The 19,010-nt window shown below is 72.1% G+C and carries 25 protein-coding genes and 1 pseudogene; 16 read left to right on the top strand and 10 right to left on the bottom strand.

Annotated elements, in window-relative coordinates:
- Positions 1-45: 45 nt before the first annotated feature.
- Genes ygfZ through ACZ4VF_RS33310 form a run of 3 tightly spaced genes read right to left on the bottom strand, consistent with a single transcriptional unit; the run spans position 46 to position 2,067 of the window.
- Positions 46-1,011: a CAF17-like 4Fe-4S cluster assembly/insertion protein YgfZ gene (ygfZ, locus tag ACZ4VF_RS33320; protein ID WP_467930687.1), complete on the bottom strand. Its 966-nt coding sequence runs from the start codon at positions 1,009-1,011 to the stop codon at positions 46-48.
- A gap of 9 nt (positions 1,012-1,020) precedes the next feature.
- Complete coding sequence (locus ACZ4VF_RS33315; RefSeq protein ID WP_467930686.1) at positions 1,021-1,458, bottom strand: Fur family transcriptional regulator; 438 nt, start codon at positions 1,456-1,458, stop codon at positions 1,021-1,023.
- Between the two features lie 33 nt (positions 1,459-1,491).
- A complete protein-coding gene (locus ACZ4VF_RS33310; RefSeq protein WP_467930685.1) occupies positions 1,492-2,067 on the bottom strand; it encodes a heme-binding beta-barrel domain-containing protein in 576 nt (191 codons plus the stop codon).
- Between the two features lie 238 nt (positions 2,068-2,305).
- Here ACZ4VF_RS33310 and ACZ4VF_RS33305 point away from each other — a divergent pair, with 238 nt between their 5' ends.
- Complete coding sequence (locus ACZ4VF_RS33305) at positions 2,306-2,668, top strand: DsrE family protein (RefSeq protein WP_467930683.1); 363 nt, start codon at positions 2,306-2,308, stop codon at positions 2,666-2,668.
- Positions 2,669-2,701: 33 nt separating this feature from the next.
- Here ACZ4VF_RS33305 and ACZ4VF_RS33300 read toward each other — a convergent pair whose 3' ends face one another.
- Entirely contained in the window at positions 2,702-2,965 is a 264-nt protein-coding gene (locus ACZ4VF_RS33300) for a DUF3099 domain-containing protein (protein ID WP_467930682.1), read from the bottom strand.
- Positions 2,966-3,125: 160 nt separating this feature from the next.
- On the opposite strand from ACZ4VF_RS33300, the gene ACZ4VF_RS33295 reads away from it, so the two are divergent.
- From ACZ4VF_RS33295 to ACZ4VF_RS33280, 4 genes are all read left to right on the top strand, one after another.
- Positions 3,126-3,863 carry an LmeA family phospholipid-binding protein gene (locus ACZ4VF_RS33295; protein ID WP_467930681.1) on the top strand — a complete coding sequence of 246 codons (738 nt, stop codon included), beginning with the start codon at positions 3,126-3,128 and terminating at the stop codon, positions 3,861-3,863.
- 199 nt (positions 3,864-4,062) lie between these two features.
- Positions 4,063-4,143, top strand: coding sequence for an Ms5788A family Cys-rich leader peptide (locus ACZ4VF_RS33290; RefSeq protein ID WP_350751515.1), 81 nt, complete (start codon positions 4,063-4,065; stop codon positions 4,141-4,143).
- A 125-nt stretch (positions 4,144-4,268) separates the two neighbouring features.
- Positions 4,269-5,114: a sulfurtransferase gene (locus tag ACZ4VF_RS33285; RefSeq protein ID WP_467930679.1), complete on the top strand. Its 846-nt coding sequence runs from the start codon at positions 4,269-4,271 to the stop codon at positions 5,112-5,114.
- Positions 5,115-5,150: 36 nt separating this feature from the next.
- A complete protein-coding gene (locus ACZ4VF_RS33280; RefSeq protein ID WP_010351646.1) occupies positions 5,151-5,438 on the top strand; it encodes a DUF1416 domain-containing protein in 288 nt (95 codons plus the stop codon).
- Positions 5,439-5,534: 96 nt separating this feature from the next.
- Here the strand turns inward: ACZ4VF_RS33280 and ACZ4VF_RS33275 are convergent, their stop codons facing one another.
- Positions 5,535-5,822 (bottom strand): hypothetical protein, encoded by a 288-nt coding sequence (locus ACZ4VF_RS33275; RefSeq protein WP_467930678.1) that lies wholly within the window; start codon positions 5,820-5,822, stop codon positions 5,535-5,537.
- The gene (locus tag ACZ4VF_RS33270; RefSeq protein ID WP_467930677.1) at positions 5,819-6,196 is read right to left on the bottom strand and encodes a hypothetical protein; all 378 of its coding nucleotides are present in this window, start codon (positions 6,194-6,196) and stop codon (positions 5,819-5,821) included. Before ACZ4VF_RS33270 ends, ACZ4VF_RS33275 begins: the two co-directional genes overlap by 4 nt.
- Before the next feature lie 166 nt (positions 6,197-6,362).
- Here ACZ4VF_RS33270 and ACZ4VF_RS33265 point away from each other — a divergent pair, with 166 nt between their 5' ends.
- Complete coding sequence (locus ACZ4VF_RS33265; protein WP_467930876.1) at positions 6,363-7,205, top strand: helix-turn-helix domain-containing protein; 843 nt, start codon at positions 6,363-6,365, stop codon at positions 7,203-7,205.
- Positions 7,187-7,381 (top strand): DUF397 domain-containing protein, encoded by a 195-nt coding sequence (locus ACZ4VF_RS33260; RefSeq protein WP_467930675.1) that lies wholly within the window; start codon positions 7,187-7,189, stop codon positions 7,379-7,381. The genes ACZ4VF_RS33265 and ACZ4VF_RS33260 overlap by 19 nt, the downstream gene beginning before the upstream one ends.
- A gap of 10 nt (positions 7,382-7,391) precedes the next feature.
- Here ACZ4VF_RS33260 and ACZ4VF_RS33255 read toward each other — a convergent pair whose 3' ends face one another.
- The 3 genes from ACZ4VF_RS33255 to ACZ4VF_RS33245 form a co-directional block, all read right to left on the bottom strand.
- On the bottom strand, positions 7,392-8,651 hold the full coding sequence (locus ACZ4VF_RS33255; protein WP_467930674.1) for a hypothetical protein: 1,260 nt from the start codon (positions 8,649-8,651) through the stop codon (positions 7,392-7,394).
- A 3-nt stretch (positions 8,652-8,654) separates the two neighbouring features.
- Positions 8,655-8,909: a MoaD/ThiS family protein gene (locus ACZ4VF_RS33250; protein WP_467930673.1), complete on the bottom strand. Its 255-nt coding sequence runs from the start codon at positions 8,907-8,909 to the stop codon at positions 8,655-8,657.
- A gap of 68 nt (positions 8,910-8,977) precedes the next feature.
- Entirely contained in the window at positions 8,978-9,826 is an 849-nt protein-coding gene (locus ACZ4VF_RS33245; RefSeq protein ID WP_467930671.1) for an alpha/beta hydrolase, read from the bottom strand.
- Positions 9,827-10,006: 180 nt separating this feature from the next.
- Here ACZ4VF_RS33245 and ACZ4VF_RS33240 point away from each other — a divergent pair, with 180 nt between their 5' ends.
- The 6 genes from ACZ4VF_RS33240 to ACZ4VF_RS33215 all read left to right on the top strand — a co-directional run bounded on the left by ACZ4VF_RS33240 (position 10,007) and on the right by ACZ4VF_RS33215 (position 15,707).
- Positions 10,007-10,828: a winged helix-turn-helix transcriptional regulator gene (locus tag ACZ4VF_RS33240; RefSeq protein WP_467930670.1), complete on the top strand. Its 822-nt coding sequence runs from the start codon at positions 10,007-10,009 to the stop codon at positions 10,826-10,828.
- A 119-nt stretch (positions 10,829-10,947) separates the two neighbouring features.
- Positions 10,948-11,970, top strand: a complete 1,023-nt coding sequence (locus ACZ4VF_RS33235; protein WP_467930669.1) for a LacI family DNA-binding transcriptional regulator — start codon at positions 10,948-10,950, stop codon at positions 11,968-11,970.
- 144 nt (positions 11,971-12,114) lie between these two features.
- On the top strand, positions 12,115-13,110 hold the full coding sequence (locus ACZ4VF_RS33230) for a S1C family serine protease (RefSeq protein WP_467930667.1): 996 nt from the start codon (positions 12,115-12,117) through the stop codon (positions 13,108-13,110).
- Positions 13,111-13,136: 26 nt separating this feature from the next.
- Positions 13,137-13,358, top strand: coding sequence for a hypothetical protein (locus tag ACZ4VF_RS33225; RefSeq protein WP_467930666.1), 222 nt, complete (start codon positions 13,137-13,139; stop codon positions 13,356-13,358).
- A 127-nt stretch (positions 13,359-13,485) separates the two neighbouring features.
- Positions 13,486-14,220 carry a response regulator transcription factor gene (locus tag ACZ4VF_RS33220; RefSeq protein WP_189303312.1) on the top strand — a complete coding sequence of 245 codons (735 nt, stop codon included), beginning with the start codon at positions 13,486-13,488 and terminating at the stop codon, positions 14,218-14,220.
- Positions 14,217-15,707 (top strand): HAMP domain-containing sensor histidine kinase, encoded by a 1,491-nt coding sequence (locus ACZ4VF_RS33215; RefSeq protein ID WP_467930665.1) that lies wholly within the window; start codon positions 14,217-14,219, stop codon positions 15,705-15,707. The genes ACZ4VF_RS33220 and ACZ4VF_RS33215 overlap by 4 nt, the downstream gene beginning before the upstream one ends.
- Before the next feature lie 46 nt (positions 15,708-15,753).
- Here the strand turns inward: ACZ4VF_RS33215 and ACZ4VF_RS33210 are convergent, their stop codons facing one another.
- Positions 15,754-16,191: a MarR family winged helix-turn-helix transcriptional regulator gene (locus ACZ4VF_RS33210; RefSeq protein WP_467930875.1), complete on the bottom strand. Its 438-nt coding sequence runs from the start codon at positions 16,189-16,191 to the stop codon at positions 15,754-15,756.
- Between the two features lie 188 nt (positions 16,192-16,379).
- On the opposite strand from ACZ4VF_RS33210, the gene ACZ4VF_RS33205 reads away from it, so the two are divergent.
- From ACZ4VF_RS33205 to ACZ4VF_RS33195, 3 genes and pseudogenes are all read left to right on the top strand, one after another.
- The gene (locus tag ACZ4VF_RS33205; RefSeq protein WP_467930663.1) at positions 16,380-17,291 is read left to right on the top strand and encodes an NmrA/HSCARG family protein; all 912 of its coding nucleotides are present in this window, start codon (positions 16,380-16,382) and stop codon (positions 17,289-17,291) included.
- Entirely contained in the window at positions 17,288-17,713 is a 426-nt protein-coding gene (locus ACZ4VF_RS33200) for a MarR family winged helix-turn-helix transcriptional regulator (protein ID WP_467930662.1), read from the top strand. Before ACZ4VF_RS33205 ends, ACZ4VF_RS33200 begins: the two co-directional genes overlap by 4 nt.
- 238 nt (positions 17,714-17,951) lie before the next feature.
- Positions 17,952-19,001 (top strand): annotated as a pseudogene (locus ACZ4VF_RS33195) (pectinesterase family protein); the annotation flags it as partial.
- Between the last annotated feature and the right edge of the window lie 9 nt (positions 19,002-19,010).

The following is a 19,010-nucleotide window of genomic DNA, read 5'->3' as shown; positions in this document are numbered from 1 at the left end:
GCGCGACGGTCCAGCCGCCGCCCCCCGGCCTGCCCGTGGCCGTGCCTAGGGCTCGACCACGACCTCCTGGGCCGCCGCCGTCTCCCCGGCCAGGAGCCTCGCGTCGAGGGGGATGTTGCGCTTGACCAGGGCCAGGGCGACCGGGCCCAGCTCGTGGTGGCGGGCCGAGGTCGTCACGAAGCCGATCTTGCGGCCCTCCGGACCCTCGTCGGCGAGGCGGATCCCGGTACCGGGGGCCGGGAGGTGGACCTCGCTGCCGTCGAGGTGGAGGAAGACCAGGCGGCGCGGTGGCTTGCCGAGGTTCTGGACGCGGGCGACCGTCTCCTGGCCGCGGTAGCAGCCCTTCTGGAGGTGGACGGCGGTGCCGATCCAGCCCAGCTCGTGCGGGATGGTGCGGTGGTCGGTCTCGAAGCCGAGGCGGGGACGGTGGTGCTCGACGCGCAGCGCCTCGTGGGCGAGGAGGCCGGCGGCGGGGCCGTGGGTCGCCGCGAAGGACTCCAGACCGGCGCGGGGCAGGAACAGGTCACGGCCGTACGGCGTCTCGCGCACGACGACCCCGTCCGGGACGTCGGCGATCGAACCGGCGGGCAGGTGGACCACGGCGATGTCACCGGTGCGGTCGGCGACCTCGACCCGGTAGAAGAACTTCATCGACTCCAGGTACGCGATCAGCGCGTCCTGGGTGCCGGGCTCCACGTGCGCCCAGACGGTCGTACCGTCGTCCACCAGGTACAGCGCGTGCTCGATGTGCCCGTGCGCGGAGAGGATCAGGGCTTCGGTGGCCTCGCCGACGGGCAGTTCGCTGACGTGCTGGGTGAGCAGCAGGTGCAGCCAGCTCAGCCGGTCGTCGCCGCTGACGGTGATGACACCGCGGTGGGACAGGTCGACGAAACCGGCGCCGTCGGCGAGGGCGCGCTGCTCGCGGAACAGGTCGCCGTAGTGGGCGGCGACACCTTCGTCCACGCCCTCGGCGGGGACGGCGCCGGGCAGGGACAGCAGGGGGCTCTTCATACCGCCAGCCTACGACGTGGTAGTTGAACTCTTCAGCAGACAGTCCTCGCACCGGCCGAAGATCGCGAAGTGCTTCATGTCGGTGTCGAAGCCGAACTGCCGCCGCAGCTTGTCCGTGAACTCCGCGGCCACCTCGACGTCCGCCTCGATCACGTTCTCGCAGTCCCGGCACACCAGGTGGAGGTGGTGGTGGCGGTCGGCCAGGTGGTAGGTGGGGGCACCGTGCCCGAGGTGGGCGTGGCTGACCAGGCCCAGCTCCTCCAGCAGCTCCAGCGTCCGGTAGACGGTGGAAATGTTGACCCCCGACGCCGTCTTCCTCACTTCCACGAGGATGTCGTCGGGGGTCGCGTGCTCAAGGGTGTCCACGGCTTCGAGGACAAGCTGCCGCTGCGGCGTCAGTCGGTAGCCGCGCTGCCTGAGGTCGCTCTTCCAGTCGGTGCTCACCACACCGACGAGTCTAGAGCCACGGGCAGGGACGGCTCACTTGAAGAAGGCGATGCCGTCGTCCGGCAGGTCGTCGGGGAGGGCCTTGGCCCAGCGCTCGACGTCCTCCGGGGTGACGACCTTCTTCAGCTGCGCCGACATGTAGGGGCGCAGCGCGACCTCCGGGGTCTGCTTCTCGCCGACCCACATCAGGTCGCTCTTGACGTAGCCGTACAGCCGCTTGCCGCCGCTGTAGGGGCCCGAGCCGGCGGTGCGGGCGACGGCGTCCGTCACCAGGTCGATCTGCGGCTTCTTGTCGGCCATCTCGCCGTACCAGATCTCGATGACACCGTCGTCGCGGGTCATCGTCACCTCGACCTTGCGGTCGGCGTCGATCCGCCAGAAGCCGTGCTCCGTCTCCAGCGGGCGCACCTTGTTGCCGTTCTCGTCCAGCACCCAGGTGGACGAGTGGTATTCCAGGAAGTCCCGGCCGTCGTGGGTGAAGCTGACTTCCTGCCCGAAGTTGCACTTCTCGGAGCCGGGGAAGTCGTGCACGCCCGCGCCGGCCCAGTTGCCGAGCAGGAAGGCGAGCGGGACGAGGTCCTTGTGCAGGTCGGACGGGATCTCGATCATGAGCGGAAGCTTTCCTAGAGGGTGGGTCAGCGCTGGCCCTGGTACAGCTTCTTCACGGTCAGACCGGCGAAGGCGAGCACGCCGACGCAGACCAGGACCAGCAGGGTTTCGAAGAAGATCTCCACGGGTGCTCCTTGAGCGGGGGTGAGCGAACGACAGAGCCGCTGCCCAGCTTACGCGGCCGGGGGCGGGCGCTCCGTGCGAGGGGCACCGCCCGCGCGAGGGCTACGCTTCCCGCATGGCGAAGAAGCTCGTGATCAAGGTGACGGCCGGGGCGGACGCTCCCGAGCGGTGTTCGCAGGCGTTCACGGTGGCCGCGGTGGCCGTGGCCAGCGGGGTCGAGGTCTCGCTGTGGCTGACCGGGGAGTCCTCCTGGTTCGCGCTCCCGGGACGCGCCGCCGAGTTCGAGCTGCCGCACGCCGCTCCGCTGCCGGACCTGCTGGAGTCGGTCCTGGCCGGCGGACGGCTCACCCTGTGCACGCAGTGCGCCGCACGGCGGGGGATCACGGAGAAGGACGTCATCGAGGGCGTACGGATCGCGGGCGCGCAGGTGTTCGTGCAGGAGTCCCTGGCGGACGGGACGCAGGCGCTCGTCTACTGAGCCGCGCCGGTCTGGAGCCGACGGCCCGCCCGGTCACGGCCGCGGGCGCTTCTTGCCGTCCAGTTCGTCCCACCACTCGTCCGACTGCGGGTCCCCGGAGGGGTCGTCCCACCAGCGGTCCTCCGGCCCCCGGCGGTTGGCGATCATCGCGGCGACCGGCGGGATGACCATGGCGACGACGCACATGCCGACGGCCGCCGGTACCGACCACAGGCGCACGACGCCCCAGGCCAGGACGAAGAGCCCGATGCAGGCCCCCATCATGGCGAAGTAGGCGTGCCGTCGCCGGGCGTACATAGGTACAGGGTAGGCCCGGTGCGCCCTGTCACAACTGATCCACAATTCCCGTTCGCCGGGGCCCGGCAGGGTTACCGTGACGTAGAAGCACCGATTTCCGAACACCGTCGCATCCGAGCACCGTAGCCACCGAACCGTCGCCGACCGGGGGAACCACCACATGCGCGCCCTGCGAATACTGCTGATCATCGTCGTGATCCTGGGCGGACTCTTCGTGGTCGCGGACCGGGTCGCCGTGCACTTCGCCGAGGGCAAGGCCGCCGACAAGCTGAAGTCGACCGAGAACCTGGCCTCGACCCCGGACGTGGACATCAAGGGCTTCCCGTTCCTCACCCAGGTCGCGGGCGGCTCCCTGGACGACGTCGAGGTGAAGATCAAGGACTACGAGGCGGCCACCGGCAAGCCCGGCAAGACCATCCGGATCGACGACCTCAAGGCCGACATGAAGGGCGTCTCGTTCTCCGGCGACTACAGCTCCGCCACCGCGGACACCGCGACGGGCACCGCGACGGTCTCCTACGCCGAGCTGCTGAAGACCGCCAAGTCCGAGCCGACCGAGGTCGCCCCCGGCGTCACCGCCCGGGTCGTGGGCCTCTCCGACGGCGGCAACGGGAAGATCAAGGTCAAGGTGGAGGGGACGGTCTCCTCACTCGGGCTCCAGCAGACCGTGTCCGTGCTCAGCTCGGTGAGCGTGGTGAACAACAAGGTCGAGGTGCACGCGGACTCGCTGCCCCAGCTGGGCGCCGCCGCGATCGCCGAGAACCGCATCCGCGAGATCACCGACTTCCAGCAGGCCATCGACCAGCTGCCCGGCGGCATCAAGCTGGACAAGGTGCAGGCCGCGCCGGACGGCGTGGAGATCACCGTGAAGGGTTCGGACGTCAGGCTCGCCGGGTAGGCGAGAAGGGCCGGCGGACCCCGTCTGTCCGACTGGCGAGACGATCACGTCCGTAACGCAGATGCAGGGACGCACACGAGCGCCCGGAGCGGTCCACCGACCCTTCGGGCGCTTTTCCTTTCCCGCCATTCGGACGATCGCGTCTCGCCATATGACACGCCGGTGACATGTCCGCCCGGACGTCCCTACGATCGGCCCCATGAAGCGACAGGCGGATCTCACGAAGCGGCGGGCAGTGGACCTGTGCCGCGTTGCCGCCATGCTCTGTCGCCCCTTCTGAGCGGAAGCCACGGCTCCCGCGTCTCCCCGCCCTGCTGCCAGGGCATCCGTGCGCCGCTCGAGCCCCGAACGCGCGCCCCTCTCTACTCGCACGCCCCGCCGCGACTGCCCCGGAGGAGAAAGAGCATGAGCCGCAGCGACGTCCTGGTCGACGCCGACTGGCTCCAGGACCACCTGGACGACCCGACCATCGCGATCGTGGAGGTGGACGAGGACACGTCCGCCTACGAGAAGAACCACATCAAGAACGCGATCCGCATCGACTGGACCAAGGACCTGCAGGACCCGGTCCGCCGTGACTTCATCGACCAGGAGGGCTTCGAGAAGCTCCTGTCGGAGAAGGGCATCGCCAACGACCACACCGTGGTCCTCTACGGCGGCAACAACAACTGGTTCGCGTCGTACGCCTACTGGTACTTCAAGCTGTACGGCCACGAGAGCGTCAAGCTCCTCGACGGCGGCCGCAAGAAGTGGGAGCTGGACGCCCGCGAGCTGGTCGCCGGCGACGAGGTCCCCGAGCGCGCCAGGACCGACTACAAGGCCAAGCCGCAGGACACCTCGATTCGCGCCTTCCGCGACGACGTCGTGAACGCGATCGGCTCGCAGAACCTGGTCGACGTCCGCTCGCCCGACGAGTTCTCCGGCAAGCTGCTCGCCCCGGCCCACCTCCCGCAGGAGCAGTCGCAGCGCCCGGGCCACGTCCCGACCGCCCGCAACATCCCGTGGTCGAAGAACGCCAACGACGACGGCACGTTCAAGTCGGACGACGAGCTCAAGGCCCTCTACGCCGACGAGAGCGTCGACCTCGCCAAGGACACGATCGCCTACTGCCGCATCGGTGAGCGCTCGGCCCTGACCTGGTTCGTGCTGCACGAGCTGCTCGGCGTGGAGAACGTCAAGAACTACGACGGCTCCTGGACCGAGTACGGCTCCCTCGTCGGCGTGCCGATCGAGCTCGGCGCCAACAAGTAAGACCTTCCCGACCTTTACCCCTCAAGGAGTTGCCACATGTGCGGAGCGAAGGCCGGCGGCCCCGACGCCTCGACGATCAAGCCCGGTGAGACCACGATCCAGGGCCAGGTGACCCGCGACGGCGAGCCGGTGACGGGCTACGTCCGTCTCCTCGACTCGACCGGCGAGTTCACCGCGGAGGTCCCCACCTCCGCGACCGGCCAGTTCCGCTTCTACGCGGCCGAGGGCACGTGGACCGTGCGCGCGCTGGTGCCGGGCGCCACCGCCGACCGCACGGTCGTCGCCCAGCAGGGCGGCCTGGCCGAGGTGGCCATCGCGGTCTGAGCGCGGCCCGCGCGCGGGCTCTGTGACGGCTGAGGGCCGCACCCCCTGGGTTGGACGCCAGTGGGGGTGCGGCCCTTCGGCTTTCCCCGGGCCCCGTCAGCACCGCGCCCGTACGGCCGCCAGCCCGATCGCCGCGAGCAGCGAGGCCACGCAGAGGGCGGCGAGCAGACCGCTCACCGCCGCCCCGTCGGGCAGCCGGCGCCGGCGGCGGCGGGGGCGGGGGCGAGAGCGACCGCCCGGGGCGGGAGCCGGCGCGGGGCCGGCGACGGGCGCGTCGGCCGCACCCTGCGCCCTGGGCGCGTACGCGGGATGGAACGGCGGAACCGCGTAGCCCAGCCACAGGGTCCCCTCCTCCCGGGCCCCGGTGCCCTCCGCGGCCGTCATGCGCGGTGCTCCGTCCGCTGGTGCTGGCGCAGCAGCACGTTCGCGTCGCTCTCCGCGCTGCGGTCGTACGCCACCCGCGCCGCCTCCCGCCGCTCCGCCAGCTCCAGGCAGGCGGCACAGCCGGGCACGGGCCGCGGCGGCCGGCTCGCCTCGTCCAACGGCGACGGAAGGCTCCGCGCACGGTGGTTGGCCGCCCGCACACCCGCCCCGAGCCGCTCCCGGTCCGTCGCCGGCCGCACCGCCCGCGGATCGGCCTGCCACTCCACGCCACCGCCGACGGGACGCAGTATCACGTAGGGACCGGACCGGTCCCGGTACTCACCGACCTTGTCGGTCGCGGGGTCGTAGAGCAGCTGTCCCGGCTCGTGGGTCATGCGGCCGGCTCCTTTCCGAGAACGAGTGAGCGCAGCGCGAGCCTGCGGCTACGCTGCGTGTTCGGGCGATGCTTGGAGCATGGCGCACGGAAAGGGCGTCCGGGCTGTTGAGCGGCCCAAATTCAACGCTGGGCCTGCCAAATTCAACAAATTCAACAGGAGCGCGATGCCACAGCGGTTGGTGTTCACAGGGCGGAGTCAGGAGCCGAGGGCACGTTTCGCCGAGGAGTTACGGCGTCTGAGGAGCGAACGCGGACTGAGTCTGCGCGAGTTGGCAAAGGAGGTGGGCTGGGACTCGTCACAGTTCAGCAGGATGGAGAGCGGGCAGTCGCTGGGCGGACCCGAGATCGTCCAGGCGCTGGATCAGTTCTACGGCACGCCAGGGTTACTGGTGACGCTGTGGGAGCTGGCCATGGCGGATCCCACGCAGTTCAAGGAGCAGTACCGGCGGTACATGGTCCTGGAGGCCGAGGCGGTGAGCCTGTGGCACTACGGCGTGAGCAGGCCCCCTGGACTGCTCCAGACCGAGGCGTACGCCCGCGAAGCGCTCACGGCTGGCGGACTCAAGGGGAAGGAGCTGATCCAGCAGGTGGACGCGCGCATCGGTCGGCGGGAGTTGCTGGAGGGAGGAGACGCGCCGCCGTTCCGCAGCATCCTCTCCGAGGCGGTCCTGCGGACCCCGTTACCCGACCAGGGCGAGTGGCGTGAGCAACTGGAGCACCTGGTGGAGATGTCGGAACGCCCGAACGTCACGCTCCAGGTACTGCCGTTCAGCGACAGCTTCCACGGCCTGGCGAGCACTGACTTGATGTTCCTGCGACTGCTGGACACCCGGAGCGTGGCCTACGCCGAAAACGACGTACACGGTGAACTGATCTCAGAACCGAGCAGAGTTGAGCGTTACCAGCGCACTTATGATGCGGTGCGCGACAAAGCCCTGTCCCCGGCCCACTCGCGCAAGTTCATCCTGCAGATGTTGGAGGAAGTGACGTGCGAGCCATCGACCTGAGCAACGTGACGTGGCGCAAGAGCAGCTACAGCAACTCGGACGGCGGCCAGTGCGTCGAGGTCGCCGACGGCATCCCCACCCTCGTCCCCGTCCGCGACAGCAAGGCCCCCTCCCGCGCCCTCGTCTTCGACGCGGGCACCTGGGCGGCGTTCGTGGACGGAATCAAGTCGGAGTAGCCGCGCTGCGCTAGCCCAGCACCTGCCCCAGTACCCACACCGCCGGGGCCGCCGCCGACAGCGGCAGCGCGACGCCGGCCGTGAAGTGGACGAAGCGGGAGGGGTAGTCGTAGCTCGCGACGCGGTGGCCGATCAGGGCGCACGCTCCGGCCGCGGCGCCCAGCAGCGCGCCCTTCGAGCCGAAGTCCGTCATGCCGCCCGCCGCGATCCCCGCGCCCGCCGCCGCCAGCAGGGCGGCCACGACCGAGACGGGGGTGGGCAGGGGCAGGGCGCGGGCCAGGACGGCCACCGCGACCGCCGCCGCGCCGACCGAGACCGCGTGCGGGTCGGCGGCCAGGTAGCCCGTGGCCAGGACGGCGAGCGCCGCCGAGACGACCGTCGCCATCAGGCCGTACATCCGCTCGTCCGGCGAGGCGTGCGAGCGCAGCTGGAGGACCAGGGAGAGCAGGACCCACAGGGCGAGCGGGCCGAGGATGGCCGGCAGGGCGTGGTCACGGCCGGCCGCGAGGACCGCCACGTCCGACGTGAGCGCGCCCGCGAACGCCAGCGCGATGCCCTGACGGGCGGGCCACATGCCGTTCAGCCGGAACCAGCCCGCCGCCGTCACCGCCTGGAGCACCACGAGCGGTACGACGAGGGCGTACGAGGCGATCGGTGCCGCCGCGGCCAGCAGCAGGCCGAGTACGGCCGTGAGCAGCGCCGGCTGCATGCCGGGCTCGATGACCGGGGAACGGCCCTCCAGGCGGGCCCGCTGGGCGTCGGTGATGCGCGCGTTGCCGGCGAGGGTGGCGGGGCCGTAGGACGGTTCGTCCGCCGTGCCCACCGCACCGGCCTCCGGTTCGGCCGGCGGCTCGGGCGCCGGGGCCGGCGCCGGCCGCGCCGGTTCCGCGGGTGCCTGCGCGTACCCTCCGGTCCGCGGCGCGTGCGGCTCCGGATAGGCCCCCGCGTACGGCTCCCGGTACGGCTCCGCGTACTGCTGCGGCTCCTGGTACCGGGGCTGCTGGTACTGCGGCTGCGGCTCCGGCTGCGGGTACTGGGCCTGCTGGTACTGCGCGGGCGCCTGCTGCTGTTCCTGCCGGGGCAGGTACGCCGTCTCCGCCGCCTGCACCGGCGCGTGCGTCTGGGTCTCCCAGGTCTGGCCCTGCCACTGCTGGGTGAGTTCCGGGTCGTGGCCCGGTGCCTGCGCGTACTGCTGGTCGTGCGCCGGCCACTGCTGCTGGTAGGGGTCGTAGCCCTCGTAGGGGCCGCCCTGATACGGCTGGTCGGTCATCGCTCACCCTCCTGCGAACGGCGGGAGCACCTCGACCGTGCCGCCCTCGGCCAGCCGTACCGTCTCATGCGCGCGGGTCCCGACGGGGTCGCCGTCGACGAGGAAGGAGCATCGCTGCAGCACGCGTGTCAGTTCGCCGGGGTGCCGCGCACGGGCGGCGGCCAGCGCGTCGGCCAGCGTGTCCGCCTCGTACGGCTCCTCGGCGACCTGGGCCGCGGCCTTGGCGGCGGCCCAGTAGCGGACCGTGACCTGGGGCATCTGAATCCTCAATCGACGGCAGGGAACAAGAACAATCCAAGAGAAAGATAAGAACAGTGTGGGGCAGGCTAGCCCGCCGCCGACACCGACCAGTGCCCGATCCGGGCCATCAGGGCGTCGTCGGCCGCGTGCTCGGCGTGGCCCATGCCCGGCTCGATCCAGAGTTCGCCGTGGTCACCGGCCGCCTCGGCGAGCGTCCGGGGGTGGTCGAGGGGGAAGTAGCCGTCCCGGTCGCCGTGCACGATCAGCAGGGGGACCGGGGCGATCCTGGAGGCCGCCTGGACCGGGGAGAGCGGCACCGGGTCCCAGTCCCGGTGGTGGATGCGGGTGCGCAGGCCGTAGCGGCCGACCAGGCGGCCCTCGGGGCGGGTGACCAGCCAGTGCAGGCGGCGCATGGGGGCCGTGCCGCGGTAGTACCAGCGGGCGGGGGCGCTGACGGAGACGACGGCGTCCGTGCCGCCGTACAGCGCCGCGTGCCGCAGGACCACCGAGCCGCCCATGGAGAAGCCGACGGTCACCACGCGGGTGTGTCCCAGGCCGCGGGCCCACTCCACCGCGGCGGCGAGGTCCAGCACCTCCTTGTCACCGACGGTGGAACGGCCGCCCGAGCGTCCGTGGCCGCGGAAGGAGAAGGTGACGACCGCGCCGTAGCCGCGCAGGACCCCCGCGACGCGGCGCACGTGCGGGCGGTCCACGTCCCCGGTGAAGCCGTGCGCGATCACGAACACCAGGTCACGGGCGGACGGACGGGGGGTGTCGGCAAGGGTGCCGCGCACGGCGGCGCCGGGATCGTATACGGAATCGATCGGAATTCCGTCGGGGGTGCGCAGGAATGTCCGCACAGGGCCCCGTCTGCCCGTCTCGGAATGCGGACGAACGGTGGAACGGGCCACATCATCTGCCGGACGGTTGCTCATGTGGGCTATTCTGCTGGGCAGAGGACTCGGGCAGCGTAGCCCCCGGGTCCTTTTGTGCTTTCGGAAGCGTTGTATACGAAGCGGGGAACCCCAGGTGACCGCCGGTGTACGGGGCCTTCGGGATCGCAGAGCAGTGCCCGTCCGCACAGTCCTCGCAGGGACCGAGGAGGAACCAGACGTATGAGTTCTCTGCTGCTCCTGACCAACGCCCTCCAGCCGTCGACGGAGGTGCTGCCCGCGCTCGGCCTGCTGCTGCACAACGTGCGGGTCGCCCCCGCCGAGGGCCCCGCCCTCGTCGACACCCCGGGTGCCGACGTCATCCTGATCGACGGCCGCCGCGACCTGCCCCAGGTGCGCAGCCTGTGCCAGCTGCTGCGGTCCACCGGCCCCGGCTGTCCGCTGCTCCTCGTCGTCACCGAGGGCGGCCTCGCCGCCGTCACCGCCGACTGGGGCATCGACGACGTCCTGCTGGACACCGCCGGCCCGGCCGAGGTCGAGGCACGGCTGCGGCTCGCCATGGGACGCCAGCAGATCGTCAACGACGACTCGCCGATGGAGATCCGCAACGGCGACCTCTCCGTGGACGAGGCCACCTACTCGGCCAAGCTCAAGGGACGGGTCCTGGACCTGACCTTCAAGGAGTTCGAGCTGCTCAAATACCTCGCCCAGCACCCGGGCCGCGTCTTCACCCGCGCCCAACTGCTGCAGGAGGTGTGGGGGTACGACTACTTCGGCGGCACCCGGACGGTGGACGTGCACGTACGGCGGCTGCGCGCCAAGCTCGGCCCCGAGCACGAGTCGCTGATCGGGACCGTCCGGAACGTCGGTTACCGATTCGTCACCCCCGAGAAGCCCGACCGCTCCGCCGACAAGAGCGACCGCTCCGCCGACCGGTCCGCCCGCCCCGCCGAGGGCGCCGGGGCCAAGACCGGCCGGGCAAAGCCGGAGGATGCGGACGCGGCCGCCGTGCTGGACGGCATCGAGGTCCACGCCGAGGCGTAGCCGGGACGCGGTGGGTGCGCGCACGGCGCCCGGGCGGCCCGGTCCTCCCGGGGGATCGCCGTCCGGCCGCCATGTGATACGCCCTGCCCAGAGCCGGTCAATCCGCGTAGACTCCGCGCGTGGCCAAGGTGACTCGGGATGACGTGGCACGGCTGGCGGGAACCTCCACCGCCGTCGTCAGTTATGTCATCAACAACGGACCCCGGCCGGTCGCCCCGGCCACGCGCGAGCGTGTCCTCGCCGCGATCAAGGAGCTGGGGTACCGGCCCGACCGGGTCGCCCAGGCCATGGCCTCCCGGCGGACCGACCTGATAGGCCTCATCATCCCCGACGCCCGCCAGCCGTTCTTCGGCGAGATGGCGCACGCGGTCGAACAGGCCGCCTCCGAGCGCGGGAAGATGGTCCTGGTCGGCAACACCGACTACATCGGCGAGCGCGAGGTCCACTATCTGCGCGCCTTCCTCGGCATGCGCGTCTCGGGCCTGATCCTCGTCTCCCACGCCCTGAACGACCTGGCCGCCGCCGAGATCGACGCCTGGGACGCCCGCGTGGTGCTGCTGCACGAGCGCCCGGAGGCCATCGACGACGTCGCCGTGGTGACGGACGACCTCGGTGGCGCCCAGCTGGCCGTGCGCCACCTGCTGGAACACGGGTACGAGTACGTCGCCTGCATGGGCGGTACGGCGCAGACGCCGGCCGTCGGCGACCCGGTCTCCGACCACGTCGAGGGCTGGAAGCGGGCCATGGCGGAGGCGGGCCTCGGCATCGAGGGCCGGCTGTTCGAGGCGCCGTACAACCGTTACGACGCCTACCGCGTGGCCCTGGACGTGCTGTCCGGGCCGGACCGGCCGCCGGCGGTCTTCTGCTCCACCGACGACCAGGCCATCGGTCTGCTGCGGGCCGCGCGCGAGCTGCGCATCGACGTGCCCGGGGAGCTGGCGGTGGCCGGCTTCGACGACATCAAGGAGGCCGCGCTCGCCGACCCGCCGCTGACCACGGTCGCCTCGGACCGCTCGGCGATGGCCCGGGCGGCGGTCGACCTGGTGCTGGACGACGGGCTGCGGGTGGCCGGGTCCCGGCGGGAGCGGCTGAAGACGTTCCCGTCGCGGCTGGTGGTGCGCACGAGCTGCGGCTGCGTGTAGCTCCGCCGGGCCGGCCGGCCGCACCCTTCCTCGCGCCCCCGCGGGGCGCTCTCGTGCGCGTCTTTATATGGGGCAAACGAGGTTCTGCCGGGCTTCTCAGGGCACACTCAGGAAGCTCTCATGGTCACGGGGGAGTCTTTTCCCATGACCGAGAGCCAGGGCACGTACGAGCAGCCGCACCACTCCTACTCCGCCCCCGTGAACCCCGAGTGGCCGCCCCCGCCGCCGTACGCGCCGGCGGCCACGGCTCCCGGGCCGAAGAAGAAGCGGCCCCGGGGCCCGGTGGCCCTGCTCGCGGCGGTCGCGATCGTCGCGGCGGCGGTCGGCGGCGGCACGGCGTACGCCTTCCAGGAGCTGGCCGGCAAGGACACGGTCGCCACCGCGGGCGGCAGCACCACCGTGGTGCCGTCGAGCAAGAGGGGTGACGTCGCCACGATCGCCGCCGCGGTCACCCCGAGCGTGGTCGAGGTCAACGCGACGCTGGCGGGCGGCTCCTCCACCGGCTCCGGCGTGATCATCACGTCGGGCGGCGAGGTCGTCACCAACAACCACGTCGTCTCCGGCGCCACCTCGATCAAGGTGCGCACCAGCGACGGCAGGAGCTACACCGCCGAGGTGGTCGGCACGGACAGCTCCAAGGACCTCGCGCTGATCAGGCTCCACGGCGCCTCCGGGCTGAAGCCGGCCGCGCTCGGCGACTCCCATGGCGTCCAGGTCGGCGACACGGTCGTCGCGATCGGCTCCCCCGAGGGCCTGACCGGCACGGTCACCAGCGGCATCGTCTCCGCCCTGGACCGGGACGTCACCGTCTCCACCGACGAGAACCAGGGCCAGGGCCAGGACGGCGGCGACGGGCAGTGGCCGTTCCAGTTCGGCGGCCGTGAGTTCAACGGCGACACCGGCTCGTCCACCACCACCTACAAGGCCATCCAGACCGACGCGTCCCTGAACCCCGGCAATTCCGGCGGCGCCCTGATAGACGCGAGCGGGCACGTCATCGGCATCAACTCCGCGATGTACTCCTCCGGCTCGCAGGCCTCCTCGTCCTCGGACGCGGGCAGCATCGGCCTCGGCTTCGCCATCCCCGTCGACACCGTCAAGTCCGACCTGGCCAAGCTGCGGGCGGGCTCCGGCAGTTAGCAACACACCAGTGCAAGGAGCAGGTCATGATCGAGAACGTTTCCCCCCGGTTCAGCGAGCGCGGCCCGGCCGGTCTCACCCTGGCCCTGTCCATCGCCTCCGAATCGCAGGTGCCCGTTCCGGCGCCCCGCGCCCCCAAGCAGCCGACCGTCACGCCGGTCCCCCAGCTGATGGGCCTGCGCACCTCCGCCGCCCGGCCGCACCGCCGCAAGGTCCCGCTGCACCGGCTGACCACGGTGGCCGCCTGACCACGACGGCCGCCCGCCCCCGTGGCCGCGCGGGAACCGGTGGCCGTCCGGCCGCCCCGTGTGTCCCCGGCGCCCCGACATGGCACGCTGAGAGGCACCCGTCCCCCGCACCCCGAGGAAGCGAGCGATGAGCCCCGCCGAAGGCGACCGTGACCCCCAGCGCATCCTGATCGTCGACGACGAGCCGGCCGTACGCGAGGCGCTCCAGCGCAGCCTCGCCTTCGAGGGGTACGACACCGAGGTCGCCGTCGACGGCGCGGACGCCCTGGACAAGGCCACGGCCTACCGGCCCGACCTGGTCGTGCTGGACATCCAGATGCCCCGCATGGACGGCCTGACGGCGGCCCGCCGCATCCGGGGTGCGGGCGACACCACCCCGATCCTCATGCTCACCGCCCGCGACACGGTCGGCGACCGGGTCACCGGACTGGACGCGGGCGCGGACGACTACCTGGTCAAGCCGTTCGAGCTGGACGAGCTCTTCGCCCGCATCCGCGCCCTGCTGCGCCGCAGCTCGTACGCGGCGGCGGTGTCCGCAGAGGCCCAGGAGGACGAGGCGCTGACCTTCGGCGACCTGCGCATGGACCTCGCGACCCGGGAGGTCACGCGCGGCGGGCGGCCGGTCGAACTGACCCGCACGGAGTTCACCCTGCTGGAGATGTTCATGGCCCACCCGCGCCAGGTCCTCACCCGCGAGCAGATCCTCAAGGCCGTCTGGGGCTTCGACTTCGAACCCTCCTCCAACTCCCTCGACGTCTACGTCATGTACCTGCGCCGCAAGACCGAGGCGGGCGGCGAGCCGCGCCTGGTGCACACCGTGCGCGGGGTGGGCTACGTCCTGAGGCAGGGCGGCGCCGAGTGAAGCGGCTGGCGCGCCGGTACCGGGCGCTGCCGCTGCGGGCCCGGCTGGCGATGCTGGTCGCGGCGGCGGTGGCGTTCGCGGTGGCGGCGGTCTCGGTGACGTGCTGGTTCATCGTGGAGCGCAAGCTCTACGACCAGCTCGACCAGGACCTGCAGAAGTCCCTGCGGAACACCACGCAGACGGACCAGCTGGAGTTCACCCTCAACCACTGCACGGACACACCGCAGCCGGGCACCTTCCTCCTGCGGGACCGGTACTCCCAGGTGGTCACGGAGGACGGCAAGGTCTGCCTCTTCGGCGGCGCCTCGGGCAAGATCAGGGTCACCCAGGCGGACAGGACGGAGATCAAGGACCTCGCGCCCGACATCCTGTACTTCCGCAACGGCAGCGACGACGAGGGCAACGAGCTGCGGATCCTCACCAAGCCCGTCGGCTCCACCGCGACCATCAGCGGCGGGCGCGGACCCAACGTGGGTGTGCTCATCGCGCTACCGCTGAAGACCACGCAGAAGACCCTCAACGACCTCGCCCTGATCCTGCTCCTGGTGTCCGCCGTCGGCGTCGTCGGCGCCGGGGCGGCGGGCCTCGCGGTCGCCCGGGCCGGGCTGCGCCCCGTCGACAAGCTCACCGAGGCCGTGGAGCACGTCGCCCGGACCGAGGACCTGACCATCCGCATCCCCGTGGAGGACCTCAGCGAGGACGAGGTGGCCCGGCTGTCCCGGTCGTTCAACTCGATGACCGCCTCGCTGGCCAGCTCCCACGACCTCCAGCAGCAGCTGATCGCGGACGCCGGCCACGAACTGCGGACCCCCCTGACGTCGCTGCGGACGAACATCGAACTCCTCACCCGCAGCGAGGAGACGGGCCGCCCGCTCCCGCCGGAGGACCGCAAGGCGCTGCTCGCCTCGGTGAAGGCGCAGATGACCGAACTGGCCGCGCTGATCGGGGACCTCCAGGAGCTGTCCCGCTCGGAGGGGCAGCGCGGCGAGCGGGTCCAGGTGGTCGCGTTGCAGGACGTCGTCGAGTCGGCCCTGCGCCGGGCGCGGCTGCGCGGCCCCGAGCTGTCGATCGGCGCGGACCTCCAGCCGTGGTTCGTCCGCGCGGAGCCGTCCGCGCTGGAGCGGGCGGTCGTCAACATCCTGGACAACGCGGTGAAGTTCAGTCCCGAGGGCGGCACCGTCGAGGTGCGCCTGGAGGGGGGTGTGCTGACCGTCCGCGACCACGGTCCCGGCATCGCCGAGGACGAGCTGCCGCACGTCTTCGACCGCTTCTGGCGCTCCCCCAGCGCCCGCGCCCTGCCCGGCTCCGGCCTCGGGCTGTCCATCGTCGCCCGTACGGTGAAGCAGGCGGGCGGCGAGGTCACGCTGGCCCGCGCGGAGGGCGGCGGCACGGTGGCGACGGTCCGGCTGCCGGGGGCGCCCACGCCGCCGCCGGAGATGCCCGAGAAGCGGGAGGCGGCCGGCACCCCGGAGCCGCCGGCCGGCTGATCCGGAAGCCGGGCTCCGGCACGGCCCGGCCCTGCTCGGTCCCTGCTCAGTCCGGCTTGGGCATGGCCCGCAGGCGCTGGATCTGGGCGTGGCTGAGGTCGTGCACCCGGCGCATGTGCCGGGTGATCGCCCTCAGCTCGTCATCGCTGTGGTCGTCCAGGAGGGCCTGCCAGGCCTGGCCGAGGTCGTCCCAGAGCGCGGTGACGCGGGCGATCCGCTCGGGGACCGGGGTGACCAGCACCCGGCGGCGGTCCTGCCGGTCGGGGGTGCGGGTGACGTAACCGCCGCGCTCCAGCCGGTCCACGAGACGGGTGGCCGAGCCGGTGGTGAGCCCGGTGCGGTCGGCGAGCCGGCGGACGGTGAGCGGCTCCGGTTCGGCGGTCAGCAGGCTCAGGGCCTGGACGTCGGTCGGGTGCATCCCCAGGTGGTCGGCGACGGCCTGGTTGAACAGCACGTACGCGGCCAGATGGCGCCGTGACTCCATGGCCAGCTCCTCGTGGAGCGTTGCGCGGTCGGGGTCTGGCACGGCGGGCTCCTTCCCTGGTTGCTCACGAAAAACCACTGCACACCGCTGCTCCAAAAAACACTGCGCGGCGCAGCGAATCCTGGATAGTCTGCTGCGCGGCGCAGCAGATGCGTCACACAGCAATGCTATCCGTCAGGGGGACACCCATGCTCACCATCGCCGTCACCGGCGCCACCGGCGCCCAGGGCGGGGCCACCGCCCGCGCCCTGCTGGCCGCCGGCCACCGCGTCCGCGCTCTCACCCGCCGGCCCGCCTCACCCGCCGCCGACGCCCTGCGCGCCCTGGGCGCGGAGGTCCGGCACGCCGACTTCGACGACCGCGCCTCCCTCGACGCCGCGCTGGCCGGCGCGGACGCCCTCTTCGCGGTCACCACCCCGTTCGGCCCGGGCACCGGCACCGGCACCGGCACCGACACGGAGATCCGGCAGGGCACGGCCCTCGTGGACGCCGCCGCCGGGGCCCGCCTCGGCCACGTCGTCCTCACCTCCGCCGCCCACGCCGACCGGGGCACCGGCATCCCGCACTACGAGAGCAAGCGGGTGGTCGAACAGCACCTGCGCGCCTCAGGGCTGCCCTGGACGGTGATCGCACCGGTCGCGTTCATGGACAACTTCGCGACCGGCTGGAGCCTCGACGGGCTGCGCGCCGGCGTCTTCGCCTGGCCCATGCCGGCCGACCGGCCCCTCACCCTCATCCCGGCCGCCGACATCGGCGCGTTCGCCGCGCTGGTCCTCGGCCGCCGGGACGACTTCGCGGGCCGGCGCATCGACATCGCCTCCGACGAGTGCACCCCGGCGCAGATCGCGGCCGCCCTCACCGCCGCCCTCGGCCGCCCGGTCACCCACCAGGAGGTCCCCCTCGCCCAAGTCCGCACCCACTCCGCCGACCTCGCGGCGATGTTCGCCTACTTCGCCGGCACCGGCCTCGACGTCGACGTCCCCGCCCTGCGCCGCGCCCACCCCGGGACCGGCTGGCAGACCTTCGCGGACTGGGCGGGCGGACAGGACTGGCCCGCCCTGCTGAACACCACGCCCCGCACCGGAGGGACCCCCGCGTGAAACCCATCGGCTACTGGCTCAACCGCACCGACAAGGCCCTCACCCGCGCGATGAACGACGTGCTGTCGGAGTTCGGCCTCACCCGCCTCGACTGGCAGGTCCTCAACGTCATCCGTGACACGGCACCCGGGGCGACGGACTCCGGCGTCCTGTCGGCACTCGCCGCCAACGCCGACGTCCCCGCGCTGAAGGCCTCCGTCGACGCCGTGCTCACCGGCGGCTGGGCGACCCGCACGGCCCCGCACCGGCTGACGCTCACCCCGGACGGCCACCGCAGGACGGCCGCCGTCACCGACAGGGTGCGGGCGTTCCGCGACCTGTCCATGACCGGCATCACGCTCGACGAGTACCGCACCGCGGTCCACGTCCTGGAGCGCATGACGCACAACGCCGAGGGGCGGCAACCTTCCCGCGTTCCGTGACGACTGCCCAGCGGTCCCTCACCCGCAGGAAAGGCAGCTCCGCATGAGTCAGCACCCCAGCACGCCCAGGCCCCGCCACCGCAGAAGCCACAAGCCCCTCGCGTTCGGACTGCCGCTCGCGCTCGCCGCCGGCGGTGCCCTCGGCTACGGCCTCCTCGCCCCCGGCGCCCAGCCGCGGGCCTCCGCCGCCACCACCGCCACGGGCGCCGCCCGGGACCCCGGGAGCCACCACGGCCACACCCCCGACAAGGCGGCCGACGTGCCGTCGGTGGTCAAGGCCGAGGCCGGGCCGCGCACTTCGCCGGGCACGACGACGGCCGCCACGAAGGCCGCCGTCACCACCCTCACCGTCGCCAAGGACGGCTCCGGGCAGTACACGACCGTGCAGGCCGCGGTGAACGCCGTCCCCGCGAACAACCCCTCCCGGGTCGTCATCGCCGTCAAGCCGGGCACCTATCGGGAGACCGTCAAGGTCCCCTCCACCAAGCCGCACGTCACGATCCAGGGCACGGGCGGCAGCCGCAAGGACACCGTCATCGTCTACGACAACGCCTCAGGAACGCCCAAGCCGGGCGGCGGCACGTACGGCACCGGCGGCAGTGCCACCGTCGCCGTGGAGGCCGACGACTTCCAGGCCCGCAACCTCAGCATCTCCAACGACTTCGACGAGGGCGCCCACCAGGACATCGCCCAGCAGGCCGTCGCCCTGCGCACGGCCGCCGACAAGGTCCTCCTGGACGGGGTCGTCGTCAGCGGCGATCAGGACACGCTGCTCCTCGACACCGCCGCCAAGGACAGGCTCGGCCGGGTCTACATGACCGGCTCCTACGTCACCGGCAACGTCGACTTCGTCTTCGGACGGGCCACCGCCGTCATCGACAGGTCGGTCATCACCCTGAAGAAGCGCTGGGACGGCAGCTCCGCCGGCTATGTCACGGCCCCCAGCACCGCGGCCGGCCGCAAGGGCATCCTGATCGCCAACTCGGCCGTGACCGGCAGCGTCTCCGACCACAGTTTCCACCTCGGCCGGCCCTGGCACGCGGGCGGCGACGCCACCCTCGACCCGCAGACCACCGTCCGCAACACGTCGCTGAGCGCCGCGATCAAGACCGCCCCCTGGACCGACATGAGCGGCTTCTCCTGGAAGGACGACCGCTTCGCCGAGTACCGGAACACCGGCGCGGGCTCGGGCCCGGCGAGCGGCGACCGTCCCCAGCTGACCGACACCCAGGCCGCGAACCAGGAGGTCGCGGACTGGCTGGGGGACTGGACGCCTGCCGCCTCCTGACCCGGGCCG

This window comes from Streptomyces sp. NPDC029151, assembly GCF_055564315.1.
Note: the sequence above shows the minus strand (reverse complement) of the source record. Positions and strands in the feature narration are given on the sequence as shown.

What these genes read in the sequence shown, in the direction of transcription:
- ACZ4VF_RS33265 (WP_467930876.1), top strand. Translation starts at nt 6,363, where the DNA reads ATGCCACAGCGGTTGGTGTTCACAGGGCGGAGTCAGGAGCCGAGGGCA.
- ACZ4VF_RS33270 (WP_467930677.1), bottom strand. Translation starts at nt 6,196, where the DNA reads ATGACCCACGAGCCGGGACAGCTGCTCTACGACCCCGCGACCGACAAG.
- ACZ4VF_RS33275 (WP_467930678.1), bottom strand. Translation starts at nt 5,822, where the DNA reads ATGACGGCCGCGGAGGGCACCGGGGCCCGGGAGGAGGGGACCCTGTGG.
- ygfZ (WP_467930687.1), bottom strand. Translation starts at nt 1,011, where the DNA reads ATGAAGAGCCCCCTGCTGTCCCTGCCCGGCGCCGTCCCCGCCGAGGGC.
- ACZ4VF_RS33245 (WP_467930671.1), bottom strand. Translation starts at nt 9,826, where the DNA reads ATGAGCAACCGTCCGGCAGATGATGTGGCCCGTTCCACCGTTCGTCCG.
- ACZ4VF_RS33310 (WP_467930685.1), bottom strand. Translation starts at nt 2,067, where the DNA reads ATGATCGAGATCCCGTCCGACCTGCACAAGGACCTCGTCCCGCTCGCC.
- ACZ4VF_RS33250 (WP_467930673.1), bottom strand. Translation starts at nt 8,909, where the DNA reads ATGCCCCAGGTCACGGTCCGCTACTGGGCCGCCGCCAAGGCCGCGGCC.
- ACZ4VF_RS33225 (WP_467930666.1), top strand. Translation starts at nt 13,137, where the DNA reads ATGATCGAGAACGTTTCCCCCCGGTTCAGCGAGCGCGGCCCGGCCGGT.
- ACZ4VF_RS33255 (WP_467930674.1), bottom strand. Translation starts at nt 8,651, where the DNA reads ATGACCGACCAGCCGTATCAGGGCGGCCCCTACGAGGGCTACGACCCC.
- ACZ4VF_RS33205 (WP_467930663.1), top strand. Translation starts at nt 16,380, where the DNA reads ATGCTCACCATCGCCGTCACCGGCGCCACCGGCGCCCAGGGCGGGGCC.
- ACZ4VF_RS33230 (WP_467930667.1), top strand. Translation starts at nt 12,115, where the DNA reads ATGACCGAGAGCCAGGGCACGTACGAGCAGCCGCACCACTCCTACTCC.
- ACZ4VF_RS33290 (WP_350751515.1), top strand. Translation starts at nt 4,063, where the DNA reads ATGAAGCGACAGGCGGATCTCACGAAGCGGCGGGCAGTGGACCTGTGC.
- ACZ4VF_RS33285 (WP_467930679.1), top strand. Translation starts at nt 4,269, where the DNA reads ATGAGCCGCAGCGACGTCCTGGTCGACGCCGACTGGCTCCAGGACCAC.
- ACZ4VF_RS33305 (WP_467930683.1), top strand. Translation starts at nt 2,306, where the DNA reads ATGGCGAAGAAGCTCGTGATCAAGGTGACGGCCGGGGCGGACGCTCCC.
- ACZ4VF_RS33210 (WP_467930875.1), bottom strand. Translation starts at nt 16,191, where the DNA reads ATGGAGTCACGGCGCCATCTGGCCGCGTACGTGCTGTTCAACCAGGCC.
- ACZ4VF_RS33280 (WP_010351646.1), top strand. Translation starts at nt 5,151, where the DNA reads ATGTGCGGAGCGAAGGCCGGCGGCCCCGACGCCTCGACGATCAAGCCC.
- ACZ4VF_RS33300 (WP_467930682.1), bottom strand. Translation starts at nt 2,965, where the DNA reads ATGTACGCCCGGCGACGGCACGCCTACTTCGCCATGATGGGGGCCTGC.
- ACZ4VF_RS33240 (WP_467930670.1), top strand. Translation starts at nt 10,007, where the DNA reads ATGAGTTCTCTGCTGCTCCTGACCAACGCCCTCCAGCCGTCGACGGAG.
- ACZ4VF_RS33295 (WP_467930681.1), top strand. Translation starts at nt 3,126, where the DNA reads ATGCGCGCCCTGCGAATACTGCTGATCATCGTCGTGATCCTGGGCGGA.
- ACZ4VF_RS33220 (WP_189303312.1), top strand. Translation starts at nt 13,486, where the DNA reads ATGAGCCCCGCCGAAGGCGACCGTGACCCCCAGCGCATCCTGATCGTC.